Source organism: Falsiroseomonas stagni DSM 19981 (assembly GCF_900114315.1).
GTDB lineage: Bacteria > Pseudomonadota > Alphaproteobacteria > Acetobacterales > Acetobacteraceae > Falsiroseomonas > Falsiroseomonas stagni.
The window spans coordinates 176,005-192,411 of record NZ_FOSQ01000005.1 but is presented as its reverse complement, the minus strand read 5'-3'; the positions used below and the strand labels follow the sequence as shown (position 1 = coordinate 192,411).

The window sequence follows — 16,407 nt, the reverse complement described above, 5'->3', positions numbered from 1 at the left end:
AAAATATGCGTGTGCTGGCCCATCATCCTGGCGCATGCACAAAAAAAGCCCCGGCCGCTTTCGCGACCGGGGATCACAACCCTCGCCACAAGGACGAGGTCCGGGCCGTGCTGTCCAGGCTTGCCGGCGTTCCCGCCACAAGCCCTCGCGCACTATTCCTTCAGGTTGACCGCCTGGCGGCCGCGCTGGCCGTCACGGACATCCAGGTTCACCTTCTCGCCCTGCTGGACGTCGGCCTTGCCGGCGCGCTGCAGAACGGAGGAGTGCAGGAACACGTCCTGGCCGCCATCGTCCGGGGTCACGAAGCCGAAGCCGCGCACCTGGTCGAACCACTTCACCGTGCCGTTCACGGCATAGGTCGGGCCACCCTCATCCCGGCCGGAGTCGCGGCGCGGCGGGGGACGATCGCCAAAGCCACCGCGGGGGGCGCCGAAGCCGCCACCACCGCCGCCGAAGCCGCCGCCGCCACCGAAGCCACCACCGCCGCCACCGAAGTCACGGCGCGGGGGACGGTCGCCGAAGCCACCACCGCCGCCGCCGAAGTCACGGCGCGGGGGACGGTCGCCGAAGCCACCGCCGCCGCCGCCGAAATCACGGCGCGGGGGACGGTCGCCGAAGCCACCGCCACCGCCGCCGCCGAAATCCCGGCGCGGGGGACGGTCGCCGAAGCCGCCCGGCCGCGGCGGGCGATCGCCGCCACCACCGCCGCCGCCCCCGGCACCCTTGGTGACGGAGTAGATGCGCGTGACCAGGCGACGGCCCTGACGGTCCGTCCCGATCTCGCACGTCAACTTGTCACCGGTATCCGGCGGCTCGATGCCCGCCTCGGTCAGCGCCGAGGCGTGGAAGAAGACGTCCTGCCCATCGGGACCGAGGACGAAGCCGAAGCCCTTGCGGGCATTGTACCACTTCACTTCGGCTTCGACGGACCCGGCGCCGCCCTGTTCGTTGTCGGGAAACACGATGTTATGCGATCCGTACTTGTGGACACGACCCGACACGATGCAGGGCCGCCACCATGCAAGATGGCATCCCGGCGCAAGGAAAACCAGCAAAATTGCGGCCGGGAACTCTTTGTCAAGAGAATCGAGCAGGGCGGAACGCTTCAACCGCCACTTCAGGTCGTCTCCCCGCCAGCAACGCCATCACAAGTCGCGCCGTCCGCGGCGCCGCCACCAGCCCCACATGCCCATGCCCGAAGGCCAGCAACACATCGGGTGACGCCCCGGATGGCCCGATGCAGGGCAGCCCGTCCGGCATGGACGGCCTGTGCCCCATCCACACCTTGACGCGATCAGCAGGCAGGTCCCGCGGCAGGCCCGGGAAACTCCGCAGCAGGTGGTCGCGCAGGATCTCCGCCCGCTTCCAGTTGGGCGCCGCCTCCAGCCCCGCGATCTCGACCTGGCCGGCACAGCGCAGGCCCTTGTCCGTCCAGGTCACGGACATCTTGCCGTCATAGGGCATCAGCGGCGTCCGCGGCCCCACCCCCGGATCCACCACCATCGCGTGGTAGCCCCGCTCCGTCTCCAGCGGCACGCGGGACCCGGCGGCGGCGGCCAGCTTGCGGGAATAGGCGCCGGCGCAGATCACCGCCTTGTCGCAGGCGACCTCCCCCGTCCCGGTCTCCACCGCCCGCAGCCGCCCCTCCTCGATCCGGAACCCCGTCGCGGCCTGGCGTCGCAGCTCGGCCCCTTCCGCCCGGGCCTGCGCCACCAGCGCGGCCACATAGGCGCCGGGATCGCGGCAATGCCCGCCTTCCTCCACCAGGGCCGCGAAGGTGTAGCGGCGATCCAGGTCGGGCTCCCGCTGCCGCATCTCGTCGGCGCCGAGTTCCAGCCACTCCACCCCCACCTTGCGCCGGATACGCCAGGCCATCGCCTCGCTCTCGAACTGCGCGCGGTTCTCGTAGATGTAGGCCAGGCCGCGGCGTTCGATCAGGTGGCCGACGCCGGCCTCCTCCGCCAGTTCCTTGTGCAGCGCCGGCGCATCCACCAGCAGCGGCCGCAGCGCGCGAGCCGTCGCCTCGACCTTCGCCTCGGTCCAGCCAGCCCAGAGATAGCGCGCCAGCCAGGGCAGCACGCGGGGCAGGTAGGACCAGCGGATGGCCAGCGGCCCCAGCGGGTCGGCCAGGAATTTCGGCACCTTCTTCCACAGGCCGGGCGATGACGGCGGGATCACCGACATGGGGCTGAGCCAGCACCCGTTCCCGTAGCTCGCCGCCTGTTCGCCGCCGGGCTCGCCGGGTTCCAGGATCGTCACCCGGAACCCCTCCCGCAGCGCCGCCAGCGCCGTCGCCGCGCCGACGATGCCGGCGCCGATCACGACCAGATGCGGCCCGCCGCCCGGCACCACCTGCATGTCGGCGGCGCTCATGGCTTCCCCCCGGCCGGCCTCTCCTGCCGGCCCGGATCGACGCCTGCCAGCAGCGACACATGGGCGGACACCACGCGCCAACCCTCGCCAGGGATGCGCGCCATGATCTTCGTCTCCCGGCCGATCAGCCCGGTGCCCACCCGTTCGTATTCCAGATGCGTCGCCACGACGTCCGGCCCGAAGGCCGTGATCTGCACCCGCTTCTGCACCCGCTGGGCATAGGACTTAACGCCCGCCCGGAAGGCGCGGATCGCGTCATGTCCATAGAGAATTTCCGTGATCCCGAATCGCACCGTGCGCGGATCGGCCCAGAAGATGGCATCCAGCTCCTCCGTCCGGTTCGCCATCAGCGCCGCCTCATAGCGGTCGAAGACGGCCCTCGCCTCCGCGATCACCGCCGGGTCGTCGATCCGCACGCCATGCTCTCCCCTATCGTCAGGCGGCCAGCCTGCCCCCGCCGGGCGCCGATGCAAAGGGATGGCGGGAAAGGCCCCCGAATCCGCTTCACCTGATCGTGAAAAATATCGTAGACAATACGCCGTGACCGGCAGGAACCCGGCACGGCCCGCCAGCCACCCTTTCCACGGCTTCCGTCAATGGACACCCGGACCATGCTCGACGCCGCCATCAGCCTCGACACGCCCCTTAATCGGCAGCTCGCGCCGCACCATGGCTTCCTCTTCGCCACGGGGATCGAGAACAGCGCCCCCACCATCGATGGCGGGCGCATCCGCCGGGACCAGCTGCGGGAATGCGGCCATTACGACCGCTGGCAGGAAGACCTGGCCCTGGTGAAGGAGCTGGGCTGCGATGCGCTGCGCTATGGCCCGCAGCTCCACACCACGCTGCGCGGCCCCGGGCTGCATGACTGGGCCTTTGCCGATGCCGGCTTCGCGGAACTCAAGCGCCTCGGCATCCGCCCGATCGTCGATCTCTGCCATTTCGGCGTGCCCGACTGGATCGGCGATTTCCAGAACCCGGACTTCCCCCGGCTTTTCGCGGATTATGCCGGCGCCTTCGCGCGCCGCTTCCCGTGGGTTCAGCTCTACACCCCGGTGAATGAGATGTTCATCACCGCCGTCTTCTCCGCCCGCTATGGCTGGTGGAACGAGCAGAAGACGGATGACCGCAGCTACGTCACCGCCATCAAGACCATCGTCCGCGCCAATGTCCTGGCGATGCGGGAGATCCTGAAGCACCGCCCCGACGCCATCTTCATCCAGTCCGAATCGACGGAGGCCTTCCACGCGGAATGCCCCCGCGCCGTCCCGCACGCCGATTTCCGCAATGCGGAGCGCTTCCTGACGCTCGACCTCAACTACGGCCGCCGCGTGGACAGCACGATGTACGAATTCCTGATGGACAGCGGCATGACGCGGGAGGAGTACCATTTCTTCCAGCGCGAAGCCCCCGCGCTGAAGCGCCACTGCGTCATGGGCAATGACTGGTACCAGACCAACGAGCATCTGCTGAACGCGGAAGGCCATGGCCGGTGGGCCGGAGAGGTCTTCGGCTACGACACGGTGACGCGCGACTATCACGCCCGCTACGGCCTGCCGGTGATGCACACGGAAACCAACCTCGATGAAGGCCCGCGCGGCGACGAGGCCGAGCATTGGCTGTGGAAGCAATGGTCCGGCATCCTGCGGCTGAAGCGGGAAGGCATCCCCGTGCTCGGCTTCACCTGGTATTCGCTGACCGACCAGATCGACTGGACCCATGCGCTGCGTATCCAGAAAGGGGATGTGAACCCCCGCGGCCTCTATGACCTCGACCGCAAGCCGCGCCGCGTCGGCCTGGCCTATCGCCGCCTGATCGAGTCCTGGCGCGAAGTGCTGCCGACGCAGAGCCTATGCCTGCAAGTGCCGCTCGCCGCGTGACCATACACAACCTTTGATTGCAAACTCCGATGGACAGCCCGTGGCGACCGCCATGTGCCCGGGATCACTGAATTGATTGAAATTAAAGAATGACCTGTCGCCAGCCACCCCGGCGGTGATCAGCCTGCGGCGCCTTCTGCCGCGATCGCGTGCCGGAAGCGATAATGCCGATGCCGGTTTGATACGGATCAATTGCGGCAGTGTCCCGCTGTCCCTACTGTCGGCCTGACGCCGGTTGGCGGCCGCAGCGGCCGCATCCGGCATCCAGACCCAGGCCGGATCACTGCGCTTGCCCTCGCCCACCACCATGCCGGGCCCATCCCTCCGCCCCCTCCGTCGGCGCGCGCTTTTCCCGCTGGCCCTTCCTGCGCTGTTCCAGCCGGCGCTGGCCCAGGCCCAGGCCCGGGCCGATGGCGATGGCTCCCTGGCCCGGCCGCGGTCGCGCGGCCGCCTCATCGTCCTCAACACCACCGCCATGGCGCTGCCGGCCGAAGCGCGCGGCGCCAGCTACCGGCTGCACGACCCCTTCAACACCGCGGTCGCCACGCGGATCGCGGAGGAACTCGGCCTGGTCTGCGAGGTCATGACCCAGGCCGGTCCGGGCCTGCTTCCCGCCTTGCTGGCAGGGGAGGCCGACATCGCGCTACCCACGCCACTGACCCGCCGCACCGCGAGGAGCGTCATGCTGTCCCACCCTCATGCCATCCTCGACGCGGTGATCCTCTCCGCCCTGCCCGGCCGCCTGCGCGGGCCGGAAGCCCTGGCGGGCCTCAGGGTCGGCGTGCTGGAGGCCAGCGCCGACGCCTTCGGCCAGGATGCCTGGCTGCCCGCCCATGCGCTGGTCAGCCTTCTCCCCGACCTTCCGGCCATGGAGGAAGCCTTGCTGGCGCGGCATGTGGAGGCCGCCCTCCTGCCGGCGCCCCAGGCCCGCGCGCTGGTGGCCCGCAACCCGGGATCGGGCCTCGGTGCCCGCTTCGCGCTCCGCCCCTTCACCTATGCGGCCGCGGTCCGCTTCGGCGACCATGACCTGCTGCGCGCGGTCAATGCCTGCCTGGCGGAGATGCTGCATGAAGGCACGCTGGCCGCGCTGTTCCGCCGGGAAACCGGCCTCGCCCTGCCACCGCTCGCCCCGCTATGACCCTGCGTCCCACGCGGCGCGCCCTTGCCCCCCTGGCCCTCGCCACGCTGCTGGCCCCCGCCACGCCGCGCGCCCAGACCCAGCCTGGGTCCGGAAGGCCCGTCACCCTCTTCGCCTGGTCGGCGGTCGAGCCCCTGTTGCGGCCGGAGATCCCCGCCTTCGAACGGGCGAGCCAACGCCGTCTCCGGCTGCTGCACCTGCCCTGGGCTGCCTATCGGGACGCGCTCGCCGCGCGCCTCATGGGGGAAGCAGAGATCGATGTCTGCGCCATGTCCGACCTGTGGCTGCCGGAATTCGCCCATCGCGGCTGGCTGGCGCCGCTGGATGACCTGCCAGGCGCGGACGCCATCGCGGCGGAGACGCGCCCCGCCTGCAACCAGGGCATGACCTGGCGCGGCCGTCGCTACGGCGTGCCCTACTACACCGACAGCATCGTCTTCCTGTGCAACCGCGCCATCCTGAACCGCGCCGGCATCGCCGCCCCGCCGGAGAGCTGGGAGGAGGTGGTCGAGCAGTCGCTATTCCTGCAGCGCCGCGGCCTGGTGCGCCACGCCCTCGCCCTGCCGCTCACCGCCGATCCCTGGCTGATGGAGATCCTCACCGCCCTCGTCTATGCCTTCGGCGGCACGCATGTGGATGCGGATTTCGATCCGGTGATGCAGGATCCGGACCGGGGCGCGGTGCGGGCCATGCGGTTCCTGCGGGATGCGATCCATCGGGACGGCATCCTGCCGCCCACGGCGCCGCAGCTTGCCGAACCCGATATCCTCGAAGCCATGGCCGATGGCGAGGCCGCCTTCTGCCTGGCGCCCAGCTACCGGCTGCGCAGCCTCAACGACCCGGCGCAATCCGCCGTCGCCGGCGCCATCCGAGTGGCGATGATGCCGCGCGGCGGCCCGCGCGGCACGCAGGAGAGCTGCAGCTGGGTCCGCTTCTTCGCCGCCACGCCCACCGCCATGGCCGCGCCCCCCCGCCGCGCGGGCGTCGAGGCGGCGCTGGCCTTCCTGGCTGGCCACGGCCCCGGCGACCGCTACCCCATGCAGAAATCACTGCTGCTGGAGGGCGGCCTTCCCTTCTGCGCCCTCCCGCTGCTGGAGGATCCGGCGGTGGAGGCGGCACAGGCGCGCTGGTCCGGCGACAGCGCCATCCTCCGCCGCCAGGCCGTGCTCTCCCGCCCCAAGGACCTGCTGGCCCCCTGGCTCAGCGACTGGATGAGGAGCGCCACCCCGCGGATCATGGCCATGCTGTCGGGCGCGGAGGCGCCGGAGGATGCGCTGCCCCGCATGGCCACCGCCTGGGCCGCCTTGAAGGCCAGCCATGGCTGACCCCTGCCGCCGCGCCCTGCTGGCCCTCCTCGCGGCGACGCCGCCGGCCATCCTGGGCCGGACGGCGCGGGCGCAACCTTTCCCGGCGCCGATCCGCATCCCGGCGCTGCAACGGCTGCGCGCCGGCATCGACCTGGAAGGCACCGCGACGGCCTGGGATGATTCCACCAACGGCCCCGCCGGCATGGCGGTGGAGGTCGGCGCCCTCATCGCCGATGGCCTGGACGTGCCGCTGGAGCTGGTACGGACCACGACCGCGACCGCGGTGGCGGAGCTGCGCGCCGGCCGGTTCGACCTGCTGCTGAACGCGCCCCCCCTGACCATCGAGGTGGCACGCGAGGTCCTCTACGCCGATCCCTATGCCGCGCTGGAACTGGTGGTGGTGGCCCCGCGCCCCCTGCCCCTGCCCTCCATCGCCGCGCTGCGCGGCCGGCGCGTGGCGGCGCAGGCTGGATACCCCCTGCTGCTGCTGCCGTCCCGCGTGCCGGCGAGCCAGATGGACGTCATCGCGCTGCCGGACCTGCCCGCCCTGGCCGCCGCGCTGGCGGACCGGCAGGTGGAGGCCGCCATCGTCACCTCCCCCATCGCCAGTCGCATCGCGGCGCTGTACCCGGCGCTGGAGGTGAAGCTGACGCTCGGCACCCTCTGGCTCGCGCCGGCCTGCCGCTTCGGGGACCATGACCTGCTGCAGGCCGTGAACACGATGCTCTACATCGCGCGCCAGGAAGGCACGCTGCAATCGCTGCACCAGGGCGCCTATGACCGCCCGCTTCCCCGCCCGCCCTTCTTCTGATGACCTCCCCCGGCCCCATGCCCCGCGCCCTTCCCCGCCGCCTGCTGCCCGCGCTTGCCGCCGGGTTGTTCGCGGCCCCCCATGCCCGGGCCGCCGGCGAAGCCCCCGGGGCCGCCACCGGCGCGCTCGGTCGCATCCTCCGCTCCGGCATCGTCCGGATCGGCGTCTGGCTGGAGGCCCCGCCCTGGGGCAGCTACGACCATGACGGCACGCCGGACGGGGCGGAAGTGGCGCTGGCCAGGCTGCTGGCCCGGGACCTCGGCGTCCGGCTCCGCCTCCAGCGGCTGGAGGTGCGCGACCGGATCCCGGCCCTTCAAGAGGACCGCGTGGACATCCTGGCCGCGCTGGTGCCGGTGGTGCCGGCCACCAGACGCCATGTCGCCTTCGCCTCCCCGCATGGCGAACTCTCCGTCGCCGTCGCCACCCGCCGGGCCAGCCCCGTGCGGTCGCTGGCCGATCTCGCGGGGTTGCGGGTGGCGCTGCCGGACAACACCTTCGCGGCGGAGGAAGCGCGCACCATGCTGCCGCCGGACACGACGCAATTGCTGCTGCCTGGCCTGGTCGCCTGCATCGACGCGACCGCCCATGGGCGGGCGGATGCGGCGGTCAGCTATGGCTGGCTGCTGCGGGATCTGTCCCTGTCCCGCCCTGAACTCGATATCGAGCCGCGCTTCACGGTGAGCCACGCGCATCACGCGCTTGCCATGCGGCTCGGCGAGCCTGACCTCCTGCGCTTCGTCAACACCTTCCTGTATCTGCGCGGCGCCGATGGGACGCTCGCGGAGATCCACGAACGCTACCTCCGCGGCACGCCCGATGTAGGGCCGGTGTTCCGGTAGCGAGGGGCGAGCAGACCCGCCGGATGGGCGGAGCCGCCCGGTCAACGCTGCGGGCGGATGCCCAGGCGGCGCCGGACCGAGGAGAAGGCCCCCTCCGCATCGACATTGGCGATGACCACCCCGACGCCGGTCGCCCGGGCGTTGGGATCCGCCATGCCGAAGACCGGCCGGTCCGGCGGTTGCTGGGTCGCGATCACCTCGGTGGAGGGACCATCCGCCAGATCCTCCCGCCACCGCTGACGCCAGACCACAACGGAACCGCCCCGCACCTGCTCCGGCCACATCTCCGTCTGCAGGGCCGGGCCCATCGCCGTCGCCGCCTGTTCGAAGACCTGCGCCACGGTCAGCCGCGTATCCACGCGCTGATAGGCTTCCACCCGCGTCACCCGGTGACCGCGCTGCGGGTCGTTGATGAGGAATACGCGAACGGAGGGACAGACCAGCTGCGCGCCGCGAGGCATGCAGTCATCGTCATCAGGTACAGCGAGGATCAGGCGGCTGAGACCATCCGGCGGCAGGTCCCGCTGCTGGTCGATGACGAGGCCGCCATCCAGCAGCACCTCGATCGCCTCCGCGGCCGACATGTCGAGTTCCACCTGCCGCGCGACAGACAACACCCGCAGCGCGGGGAAGCCATCCACGGGGGCAGCATCGACCGGCGGCGTGGCCGTCCGGTCCTGCGCGCGGGCGGCGGGCGCTTGCGCGCCCAGCATCAACACAGCGACCAGCCAGGCAAGGCGAGGCATCCTGCTACTCCACGCTGGCCATCATCTCGCGCAGCTTCTCACGAATCGTCCAGCGACGAATTGAGACACAGCAAGAGATCGGCAACGAAGTCGGCTTTCCCCGGGGGCTGAAATCCATCACGGTGCCCCCGCGATGATGCGGAAAAAACCGCCCCCGGCCCCGATGTGGCCCACCGGGGGCGGTCGGCTCCAGCCTGACGTCCTGACAGGACGGCGTGGCCTGCTGCTCGGGGCCGCAACCGCCACGCTGGCGCTGGCAGCCACGCGAAGCCGCGCCCAGCGCCCGCCCGCCGCCCGTGCCCAGCCGGCCACGGAACCGATTGGCATCGGCACGGCGCAGGATGACTGGGCCGAGTTCCGCCGGCGCTACCTGCTGCCCGAAGGCCGCGTCGTCGACACCGGCAATCGCAACGTCTCCCATTCCGAAGGCCAGGGATATGCCATGCTCGCTGCCGTCAAGGCGGATGACCAGGGCAGCTTCGGCCGGATGCTCGGCTGGACGCTGGCGAATTTGAAGCGGCAGGAGGACAACCTGTTCTCCTGGCGCTACCAGCCGGACCAGCAGCCCAACGTCACCGATCCGAACAATGCCAGCGATGGCGACCTTTTCATCGCCTGGGCGCTGCTGGAAGCCAGCGCTCGGTGGGGCAGTGCCGAGTATCGCCGCCGTGCCATCGCCATCGCTCGGGACCTGCTGCGGTCCTGCGCTGTCCAGGTCCAGGGGCGCTGGGTGCTGCTGCCCGGCGCCTATGGCTTCCAGGGCCGGGCGCGCACCGTGCTCAACCTGTCCTATTGCGCCTTCCCCGCCCTGCGTGCGCTCGGCCGGGAAGTGGGGGACCCCGTCTGGGGCCGGATCGAAACCGATGGGCTGGCCCTGCTGGCCCAGGCCCGTTTCGGCCGCAATGGCCTGCCGCCGGACTGGCTCGAACTGCGCCCGAATGGCGACATCCTCCCGGCGGAGGGCTGGCCAGCCCGCTTCTCCTTCGACGCCGTGCGCATCCCGCTGAATGTCGTCTGGGCCGGGCAGACCGACCACCCCAGCGTCCACGCAGCCATCGGATTCTGGGCCGATCCGGACCACCGGGCGATGCCGGCCTGGACCGACCTGCGTTCCGGCCATCCGGCGCCCTATCCCGCGCATTCCGGAATCGTCGCCGTGGCCAGGCTTTCCATCGCCGCGGTCCTGGCCCGGGGCGATGCCGGCGCCATGCCCCGGATCGGAGCGGCGCCCGACTACTATGCCGCGGCGCTGACCCTGCTGTCCCGCATGGCCTGGCGGGACCTGCAACTGACTCCGGCCATGCGGTAGGCACGAAAAAGGGGCGCGCCCTGCGGCACGCCCCCTGTCCGAAAAGGCCGGAAGGCTCAGCCCGCGTCGACGACCGCGCGCTTCGCCATCACCGTCACCAGATGCGCGCGGTATTCGGCGCTGCCATGGATGTCGCCATTCATGCCGGACGGATCGACCTTGATGCCAGCCACCGCATCGGCGGACCAGTTGGCCGACAGCGCGGCCTCCATCGCCGCTTCGCGGAACACGCCGTTGTTGCCGGCGCCGTTCACCGCCACGCGCACGCCGGCCGGGCCCTTGGCGACGAAGACGCCGGCCATGGAGTAGCGGCTGGCCGGGTTCTTCATCTTGGCGTAGCCCGCCTTCTCCGGCACCGGGATGTGGATCGCCGTCACCAGCTCCCCGGCCTCCAGCGCCGTCGCGAACATGCCCTGAAAGAAATCATCCGCGCTGATCGTGCGGCGGTCCGTCTGGATCGTCGCGCCAAGCGCCAGGAGCGCCGCCGGATAATCGGCCGAGGGGTCGTTGTTCGCGACCGAACCGCCCATGGTCCCGCGATTGCGCACCTGCGTATCGCCGATGCTGGCCGCCATCGCCGCCAGTGCCGGGATCGACGCCTTCACCTCGGCGGAGGTCGCGACCTCGTAGTGCCTGGTCAGCGCACCGACGACCAGCTTGCCGCCTTCCCGCTTCACGCCGCGGAGGTCCGCGATGCCCGACAGGTCCACCACGGAGGTCGGCTTGTTCAGCCGCAGCTTCAGCGCCGGCAGCAGCGTCATGCCGCCGGAGATCGCGCGCGCATCCGGGTCCGCCGCCAGGATCTTGACCGCATCGGCGACGGAGGACGGCTTGTGGTACTCGAAATCATACATGGCTCTCGTCCCTCACTCGGCCGCCATGCGGTGGCCGTTGATGATGTTCCAGATCTTCGCCGGCGTCGCCGGCATCTCAACATGGTTCACGCCGAAATCTCGCAGCGCGTCAACCACGGCATTCATCACCGCCGGCGGCGACCCGATGGCCCCCACCTCCCCGCAGCCCTTCACCCCCAGCGGGTTATGGGTGCAGAGCGTGGTATGCGTGGCGACCGAAACCGGCGCCAGGTCGTCGGCGCGCGGCATGGTGTAGTCCATCATGGACCCGCTGATCAGCTGGCCATCCGCGTCGTAGATCGCGGCCTCCAGCAGCGCCTGGCCGATGCCCTGGGCGACGCCGCCCTGCACCTGGCCCTCCACGATCATCGGGTTGATCACGCGCCCCACATCGTCCACCGCCGTGAAGCCCATGACGGAGACCTTCCCTGTATCCGGGTCAATCTCCACCTCGCAGATATGGCAGCCGCCGGGATAGGTGAAGTTCTTCGGGTCGTAGAAGGCGGTCTCGTCCAGCCCCGGCTCGATCTCATCGATCGGGTAGTTGTGGGGCACATAGGCCGCCAGGCTGATGTCGGTCAGGGACTTGGTCTTGTCCGTGCCCGCCACCCGGAAGGTCCCGCGCTCGAACTCCACGTCGTCGACGCTGGCTTCCATCAGGTGGGCCGCGATGCGCTTGCCCTTGGCGATGATCTTGTCCATGGCCTTGTCCATGGCGGAGCCGCCGACGGCCAGCGACCGGCTGCCATAGGTTCCCATGCCGAAGGGCACCTTGGCGGTGTCGCCATGCACGATGTCGATATTCGCCATCGGCACGCCGAGCTTGTCCGCCACCAGCTGCGCCAGCGTCGTCTCATGCCCCTGGCCGTGGCTGTGCGTGCCCGTCAGCACCGTCACGCTGCCCGTGGGGTGGACGCGGATGGTACCCACCTCATACAGCCCCGCCCGCGCGCCCAGGCTGCCCACCACGGCGGAGGGCGCGATGCCGCAGGCCTCCACATAGGTGGAGATGCCGATGCCCCGCAGCTTGCCCCGCGCCTTGGCCTCGGAGCGCCGCTCCTCGAACGTCGCCCAGCCCGAGGTTTCGAGCGCGCCGGCGAGGGTCGAGAAGTAGTCTCCGCTGTCGTATTGCAGCGCGACCGGCGTCTGGTAGGGGAAGGCCGCCGTCGGGATGAAGTTCTTCTTGCGGAACTCCACCCGGTCCATCCCGATCTCGCGCGCCGCCACATCCATGAGGCGTTCCAGCAAATAGGTCGCCTCCGGCCGCCCCGCGCCGCGATAGGCATCGACCGGCACGGTGTTGGTGAAGACGGCCTTCACCTCCGCATAGATCACCGGCGTGGCGTACACGCCCGACAGCAGCGTGGCGTAGAGATAGGTCGGCACGCAGGGCGCGAAGGTGGAGAGATAGGCCCCCATATTCGCCAGCGTATGCACCTTCAGCCCGAGGATTTTTCCGTCAGTATCCAGCGCCAGTTCCGCGGTGGAGACGTGGTCGCGCCCATGGGCGTCGGACATGAAGCTCTCGGTGCGATCCGCCGTCCACTTGATCGGCCGCTTCACCTTGGCAGACGCCCAGGTGACGATCGCTTCCTCGGCATAGTGGTAGATCTTGCTGCCGAAGCCGCCCCCCACATCCGGCGCCACCACGCGCAGCTTGCTCTCCGGGATGGACAGCACGAAGGCGCCCATCAGCAGCCGGATCACATGCGGGTTCTGGCTGGTGGTGTAGAGCGTGTAGTCGCCGCTCATGGCATCGAATTCGCCGATGGCCGCGCGGGGCTCCATCGCATTCGGCACCAGGCGGTTGTTGGTGGTGGAGAACTTCACCACCTTCGCGGCCTTGGCAAAGGCGGCGTCCGTCGTCGCCTTGTCGCCGATATGCCAGTCGTAGCAGAGGTTCCCAGCCACGCCGTCATGCACCGCCGGCGCCCCCGGCGCGATCGCGGCCTCGGTCGAGGAAACGCCCTGCAGAGGCGCGTAATCCACCACGATGGCTTCCGCCGCATCCCGGGCCTGGGCGCGCGTCTCCGCCACCACTACCGCGACGGGGTCGCCGACATGGCGGACCTTGCCTTCCGCGAGGACCGGGTGCTTCGGCTCCGCCATCGGCGTGCCGTCCTTGTTGTGGATCTGCCAGCCGCATGGAATGCCGCCGATAGCGGTCATGTCCGCGCTGGTGAAGACCGCAAGCACCCCCGGCATCGCCTTCGCCGCCGCCGTGTCGATCCCCTGGATCGTGGCATGGGCGTGCGGGCTGCGCAGGATGAAGGCGTGGGTCTGGCCCGGGCGGTTGATATCGTCGGTGTACATCCCCCTGCCCTGGAGGAACCGGAAATCTTCCTTGCGGCGCACGCTGGCGCCGATGCCCTCGAAGGGCTGAACCGCATTCATGAACCTATCCTCCCCGTTGACGTGCAACAGGCTGGCCCGCCGCCGCGCGGCCCTCTCCCGGGGCCTTGGCGCGGCGGAGCACCCAACCGGCGAAGACTACTCAGCCGCGGCCGGCGTCAGTTCCGCGGTGCGGCCCTGCATCACATCGCTGGCGGCCGCGATGGCCTTGACGATGTTGTGGTAGCCCGTGCAGCGGCAGAGGTTGCCCTCCAGACCCTCGCGGATCTCCTTCTCGCTCATCCCATCCGGGTGCTTGTTCACCAGGTCGATGGCGGACATGACCATGCCAGGCGTGCAGAAGCCGCATTGCAGGGCGTGATACTCGCGGAAGGCTTCCTGCATCGGGTGCAGCGTGCCATCGGCCGCGGCCAGGCCCTCGATGGTCGTGACATCCGCACCCTCGCACTGCACGGCCAGGATGGTGCAGGACTTGATGCTGTCACCGCCCATATGGACCACGCAGGCGCCGCACTGGCTGGTATCGCAGCCCACATGCGTGCCGGTCAGCCGCAGCTTCTCCCGCAGCAATTCCACCAGCAGCGTCCGGGCCTCGACCTCGACCGTGTGCTTGGTGCCGTTCACCGTCAGACTGACCTGCGGCATCGCGCCTCTCCCCAGATTGGATTGACCGGCCCCGGATGGGGGCCGCTCCCTGGGGCAGAGAGTCGCCCTCGCCCCGCCGAACGTCAAGCGGCGCGAGGGTGACTCAATGGCGTGAAGCGCTACCCCAGCGCCAGAAGCTGCGCCCCCTTGGCCCCCGCCAGCGGGTTCTCCGCCGCCGGCCGGTCATGCAGGTGGCAGGCGGCGATGTGCCCCTCCGCCAGGGCATCGGCCACGGGGCGAAGCTGGGGCTCCTCCGTCCGGCAGCGGTCGAAGGCATAGGGGCAGCGCGTGTGGAATCGGCAGCCCTTGGGCGGGTTGATCGGGCTTGGCACATCCCCCTTGAGGATGATGCGTTCCCGCTGCGCCCCCGGCATCGGCACCGGCACGGCCGAGAGCAGCGCTTCCGTGTAGGGGTGCTTCGGCGCCCCGAACAGGGACCGCTTCGGCGCCACCTCCACGATCTTGCCGAGATACATGACCGCCACCCGGTGCGTCATGTGCTCCACGATCGCCAGGTCGTGGCTGATGAACAGCATCGCCAGCCCAAGCTCGGTCTGGAGATCCTGCAGCAGGTTGACGATCTGCGCCTTCACCGAGACGTCGAGCGCGCTCACCGCCTCGTCGCAGATGATGAGATCAGGCTCACCCGCCAAGGCACGCGCAATACCGATGCGCTGGCGCTGGCCGCCCGAGAATTCATGCGGCCAGCGGTTGATGGCATCCCGCGGCAGCCGGACCTTGTCCATCAGCCCTTCGAGGCGCTGCTCGAGGTCGGCCGAATCCTTGGCCAGCCCGAAATTCCGGATCGGCTCCGCCAGGATGTCCCGCACCCTCATGCGCGGGTTCAGGCTGCTGAAGGGGTCCTGGAACACGACCTGCATCTTCCGCCGCAGCGGCCGCAGCGTGCCGTTCGGCATGTCGTCGATCCGGTCGCCGCCCAGGATCACCTGCCCGCCCGTCAGCGGGAAAAGCCGCAACAACGCCTTGCCGACGGTGGACTTGCCGCAGCCGGATTCGCCCACCAGCGACAGCGTCTCCCCCTTCATGATGTCGAAGGAGACACCATCCACGGCATAGACATAGCCCGTGGTCCCGCCGAGGAACCCCGCCTTGATCGGGAAGTGCTTCTTCAGGTCGTTGACCTGCAGGATCGGGGTGCTCATGCCGCGACGACCTCCTCACGCAGCGCGTAGTGGCAGGCCGCGACATGGCCTGGCGCCTTCTCCTCCAGCGCCGGCGCGTATTGCGTGCAGAGGTCCGTCACCTTCGGGCAGCGGGAGGCGAAGACGCAGCCCGGGATCTTCTTCTTCAGGCTCGGCACCAGGCCCGGGATTTCCGCCAGCCTGGTTTCCTCACCGGTCAGGGACGAGCCCAGCTTCGGCATCGATCCCAGCAGCCCCTGCGTGTAGGGGTGGCGCGGGTTGCGGAACAGCGGCCCGACGGCCGCCTCCTCCACCTTCCGGCCGGCATACATGACGATGACGCGCTCCGCGACTTCCGCCACCACGCCAAGGTCATGGGTGATGAGGACGATCGCCGCGCCGACGCGGTGCTTCAAATCCTTCATCAACTCCAGGATCTGCGCCTGGATGGTCACGTCGAGCGCCGTCGTCGGCTCATCGGCGATCAGCAGCTTCGGGTTGCAGGCCAGGGCGATGGCGATCATCACGCGCTGGCGCATGCCGCCGGAGAGCTGGTGCGGGTATTCCCTCACCCGCCGCTTCGCTTCGGGGATGCCGACGAGGTTCAGCATCTCCACCGCCCGGTCCTCGGCCTCCTGCGCGGAAAGCCCCTGGTGCAGGCGCAGCGTCTCCCCGATCTGGCGGCCGACGGTCAGCACCGGGTTCAGGCTGGTCATCGGCTCCTGGAAGATCATGCTGATCTCGTTGCCGCGGATCGCCCGCATCTCCTTGTCGGAGGCTTCCAGCAGGTTCTTGCCGTTGAAGCGGATGGCGCCGGCGATCTTGCCGGGCGGCTCCGGGATCAGCCGCAGGATGGACATGGCGGTGACGGACTTGCCGCAGCCGGATTCACCGACGATGGCGACCGTCTCACCGGCATTGACGTGGAAGTTCACGCCATCCACCGCACGATTGATGCCATCCGGCGTGCGGAAATGCGTCTGCAGGTTTTCGACTTCGAGAAGCGCCATG

At 69.8% G+C, this 16,407-nt stretch carries 16 protein-coding genes; 6 read left to right on the top strand and 10 right to left on the bottom strand.

The genetic code is table 11. The annotated features are described in order from the left end of the window. Positions 1-152: 152 nt before the first annotated feature. The 3 genes from BM041_RS30955 to BM041_RS15055 are packed head-to-tail and all read right to left on the bottom strand — an operon-like array spanning position 153 to position 2,789. On the bottom strand, positions 153-1,109 hold the full coding sequence (locus tag BM041_RS30955; protein WP_217648732.1) for a cold-shock protein: 957 nt from the start codon (positions 1,107-1,109) through the stop codon (positions 153-155). Next, on the bottom strand, positions 1,078-2,373 hold the full coding sequence (locus tag BM041_RS15060; RefSeq protein ID WP_245762100.1) for an NAD(P)/FAD-dependent oxidoreductase: 1,296 nt from the start codon (positions 2,371-2,373) through the stop codon (positions 1,078-1,080). Before BM041_RS15060 ends, BM041_RS30955 begins: the two co-directional genes overlap by 32 nt. Beyond that, positions 2,370-2,789 carry an AtzH-like domain-containing protein gene (locus tag BM041_RS15055; protein WP_092960698.1) on the bottom strand — a complete coding sequence of 140 codons (420 nt, stop codon included), beginning with the start codon at positions 2,787-2,789 and terminating at the stop codon, positions 2,370-2,372. Before BM041_RS15055 ends, BM041_RS15060 begins: the two co-directional genes overlap by 4 nt. Positions 2,790-2,984: 195 nt before the next feature. On the opposite strand from BM041_RS15055, the gene BM041_RS15050 reads away from it, so the two are divergent. Further along, positions 2,985-4,253: a family 1 glycosylhydrolase gene (locus BM041_RS15050; protein WP_092960697.1), complete on the top strand. Its 1,269-nt coding sequence runs from the start codon at positions 2,985-2,987 to the stop codon at positions 4,251-4,253. On the opposite strand, the gene BM041_RS30615 is transcribed toward BM041_RS15050, so the two are convergent. Next, positions 4,224-4,562: a hypothetical protein gene (locus tag BM041_RS30615; protein WP_175533952.1), complete on the bottom strand. Its 339-nt coding sequence runs from the start codon at positions 4,560-4,562 to the stop codon at positions 4,224-4,226. The genes BM041_RS15050 and BM041_RS30615 overlap by 30 nt on opposite strands. Between BM041_RS30615 and BM041_RS15045 the strand changes: the two genes are divergently transcribed. The 4 genes from BM041_RS15045 to BM041_RS15030 are packed head-to-tail and all read left to right on the top strand — an operon-like array spanning position 4,561 to position 8,348. After that, positions 4,561-5,391, top strand: coding sequence for a substrate-binding periplasmic protein (locus BM041_RS15045; RefSeq protein WP_092960696.1), 831 nt, complete (start codon positions 4,561-4,563; stop codon positions 5,389-5,391). The two genes, BM041_RS30615 and BM041_RS15045, sit on opposite strands and share 2 nt — an antisense overlap. Next, positions 5,388-6,716, top strand: a complete 1,329-nt coding sequence (locus BM041_RS15040; RefSeq protein WP_092960695.1) for an ABC transporter substrate-binding protein — start codon at positions 5,388-5,390, stop codon at positions 6,714-6,716. Before BM041_RS15045 ends, BM041_RS15040 begins: the two co-directional genes overlap by 4 nt. Continuing rightward, positions 6,709-7,509, top strand: coding sequence for a transporter substrate-binding domain-containing protein (locus tag BM041_RS15035; RefSeq protein WP_092960694.1), 801 nt, complete (start codon positions 6,709-6,711; stop codon positions 7,507-7,509). The genes BM041_RS15040 and BM041_RS15035 overlap by 8 nt, the downstream gene beginning before the upstream one ends. A gap of 17 nt (positions 7,510-7,526) precedes the next feature. Next, positions 7,527-8,348 carry a transporter substrate-binding domain-containing protein gene (locus BM041_RS15030; protein WP_092960693.1) on the top strand — a complete coding sequence of 274 codons (822 nt, stop codon included), beginning with the start codon at positions 7,527-7,529 and terminating at the stop codon, positions 8,346-8,348. Between the two features lie 41 nt (positions 8,349-8,389). Here BM041_RS15030 and BM041_RS15025 read toward each other — a convergent pair whose 3' ends face one another. Beyond that, a complete protein-coding gene (locus BM041_RS15025) occupies positions 8,390-9,094 on the bottom strand; it encodes a hypothetical protein (protein WP_139226075.1) in 705 nt (234 codons plus the stop codon). A 163-nt stretch (positions 9,095-9,257) separates the two neighbouring features. Here BM041_RS15025 and BM041_RS15020 point away from each other — a divergent pair, with 163 nt between their 5' ends. Further along, positions 9,258-10,403, top strand: a complete 1,146-nt coding sequence (locus BM041_RS15020) for a glycosyl hydrolase family 8 (RefSeq protein WP_175533951.1) — start codon at positions 9,258-9,260, stop codon at positions 10,401-10,403. A gap of 56 nt (positions 10,404-10,459) precedes the next feature. Here BM041_RS15020 and BM041_RS15015 read toward each other — a convergent pair whose 3' ends face one another. From BM041_RS15015 to BM041_RS14995, 5 genes are all read right to left on the bottom strand, one after another. Then, entirely contained in the window at positions 10,460-11,257 is a 798-nt protein-coding gene (locus tag BM041_RS15015) for an FAD binding domain-containing protein (RefSeq protein ID WP_092960690.1), read from the bottom strand. Between the two features lie 12 nt (positions 11,258-11,269). After that, complete coding sequence (locus BM041_RS15010; protein WP_092960689.1) at positions 11,270-13,651, bottom strand: xanthine dehydrogenase family protein molybdopterin-binding subunit; 2,382 nt, start codon at positions 13,649-13,651, stop codon at positions 11,270-11,272. Positions 13,652-13,747: 96 nt separating this feature from the next. Beyond that, positions 13,748-14,254, bottom strand: coding sequence for a (2Fe-2S)-binding protein (locus BM041_RS15005; protein ID WP_092960688.1), 507 nt, complete (start codon positions 14,252-14,254; stop codon positions 13,748-13,750). Between the two features lie 119 nt (positions 14,255-14,373). Further along, on the bottom strand, positions 14,374-15,417 hold the full coding sequence (locus BM041_RS15000) for an ABC transporter ATP-binding protein (RefSeq protein ID WP_092960687.1): 1,044 nt from the start codon (positions 15,415-15,417) through the stop codon (positions 14,374-14,376). Beyond that, a complete protein-coding gene (locus tag BM041_RS14995) occupies positions 15,414-16,406 on the bottom strand; it encodes an ABC transporter ATP-binding protein (RefSeq protein ID WP_092960686.1) in 993 nt (330 codons plus the stop codon). The genes BM041_RS15000 and BM041_RS14995 overlap by 4 nt, the downstream gene beginning before the upstream one ends. Position 16,407: the final 1 nt, after the last annotated feature.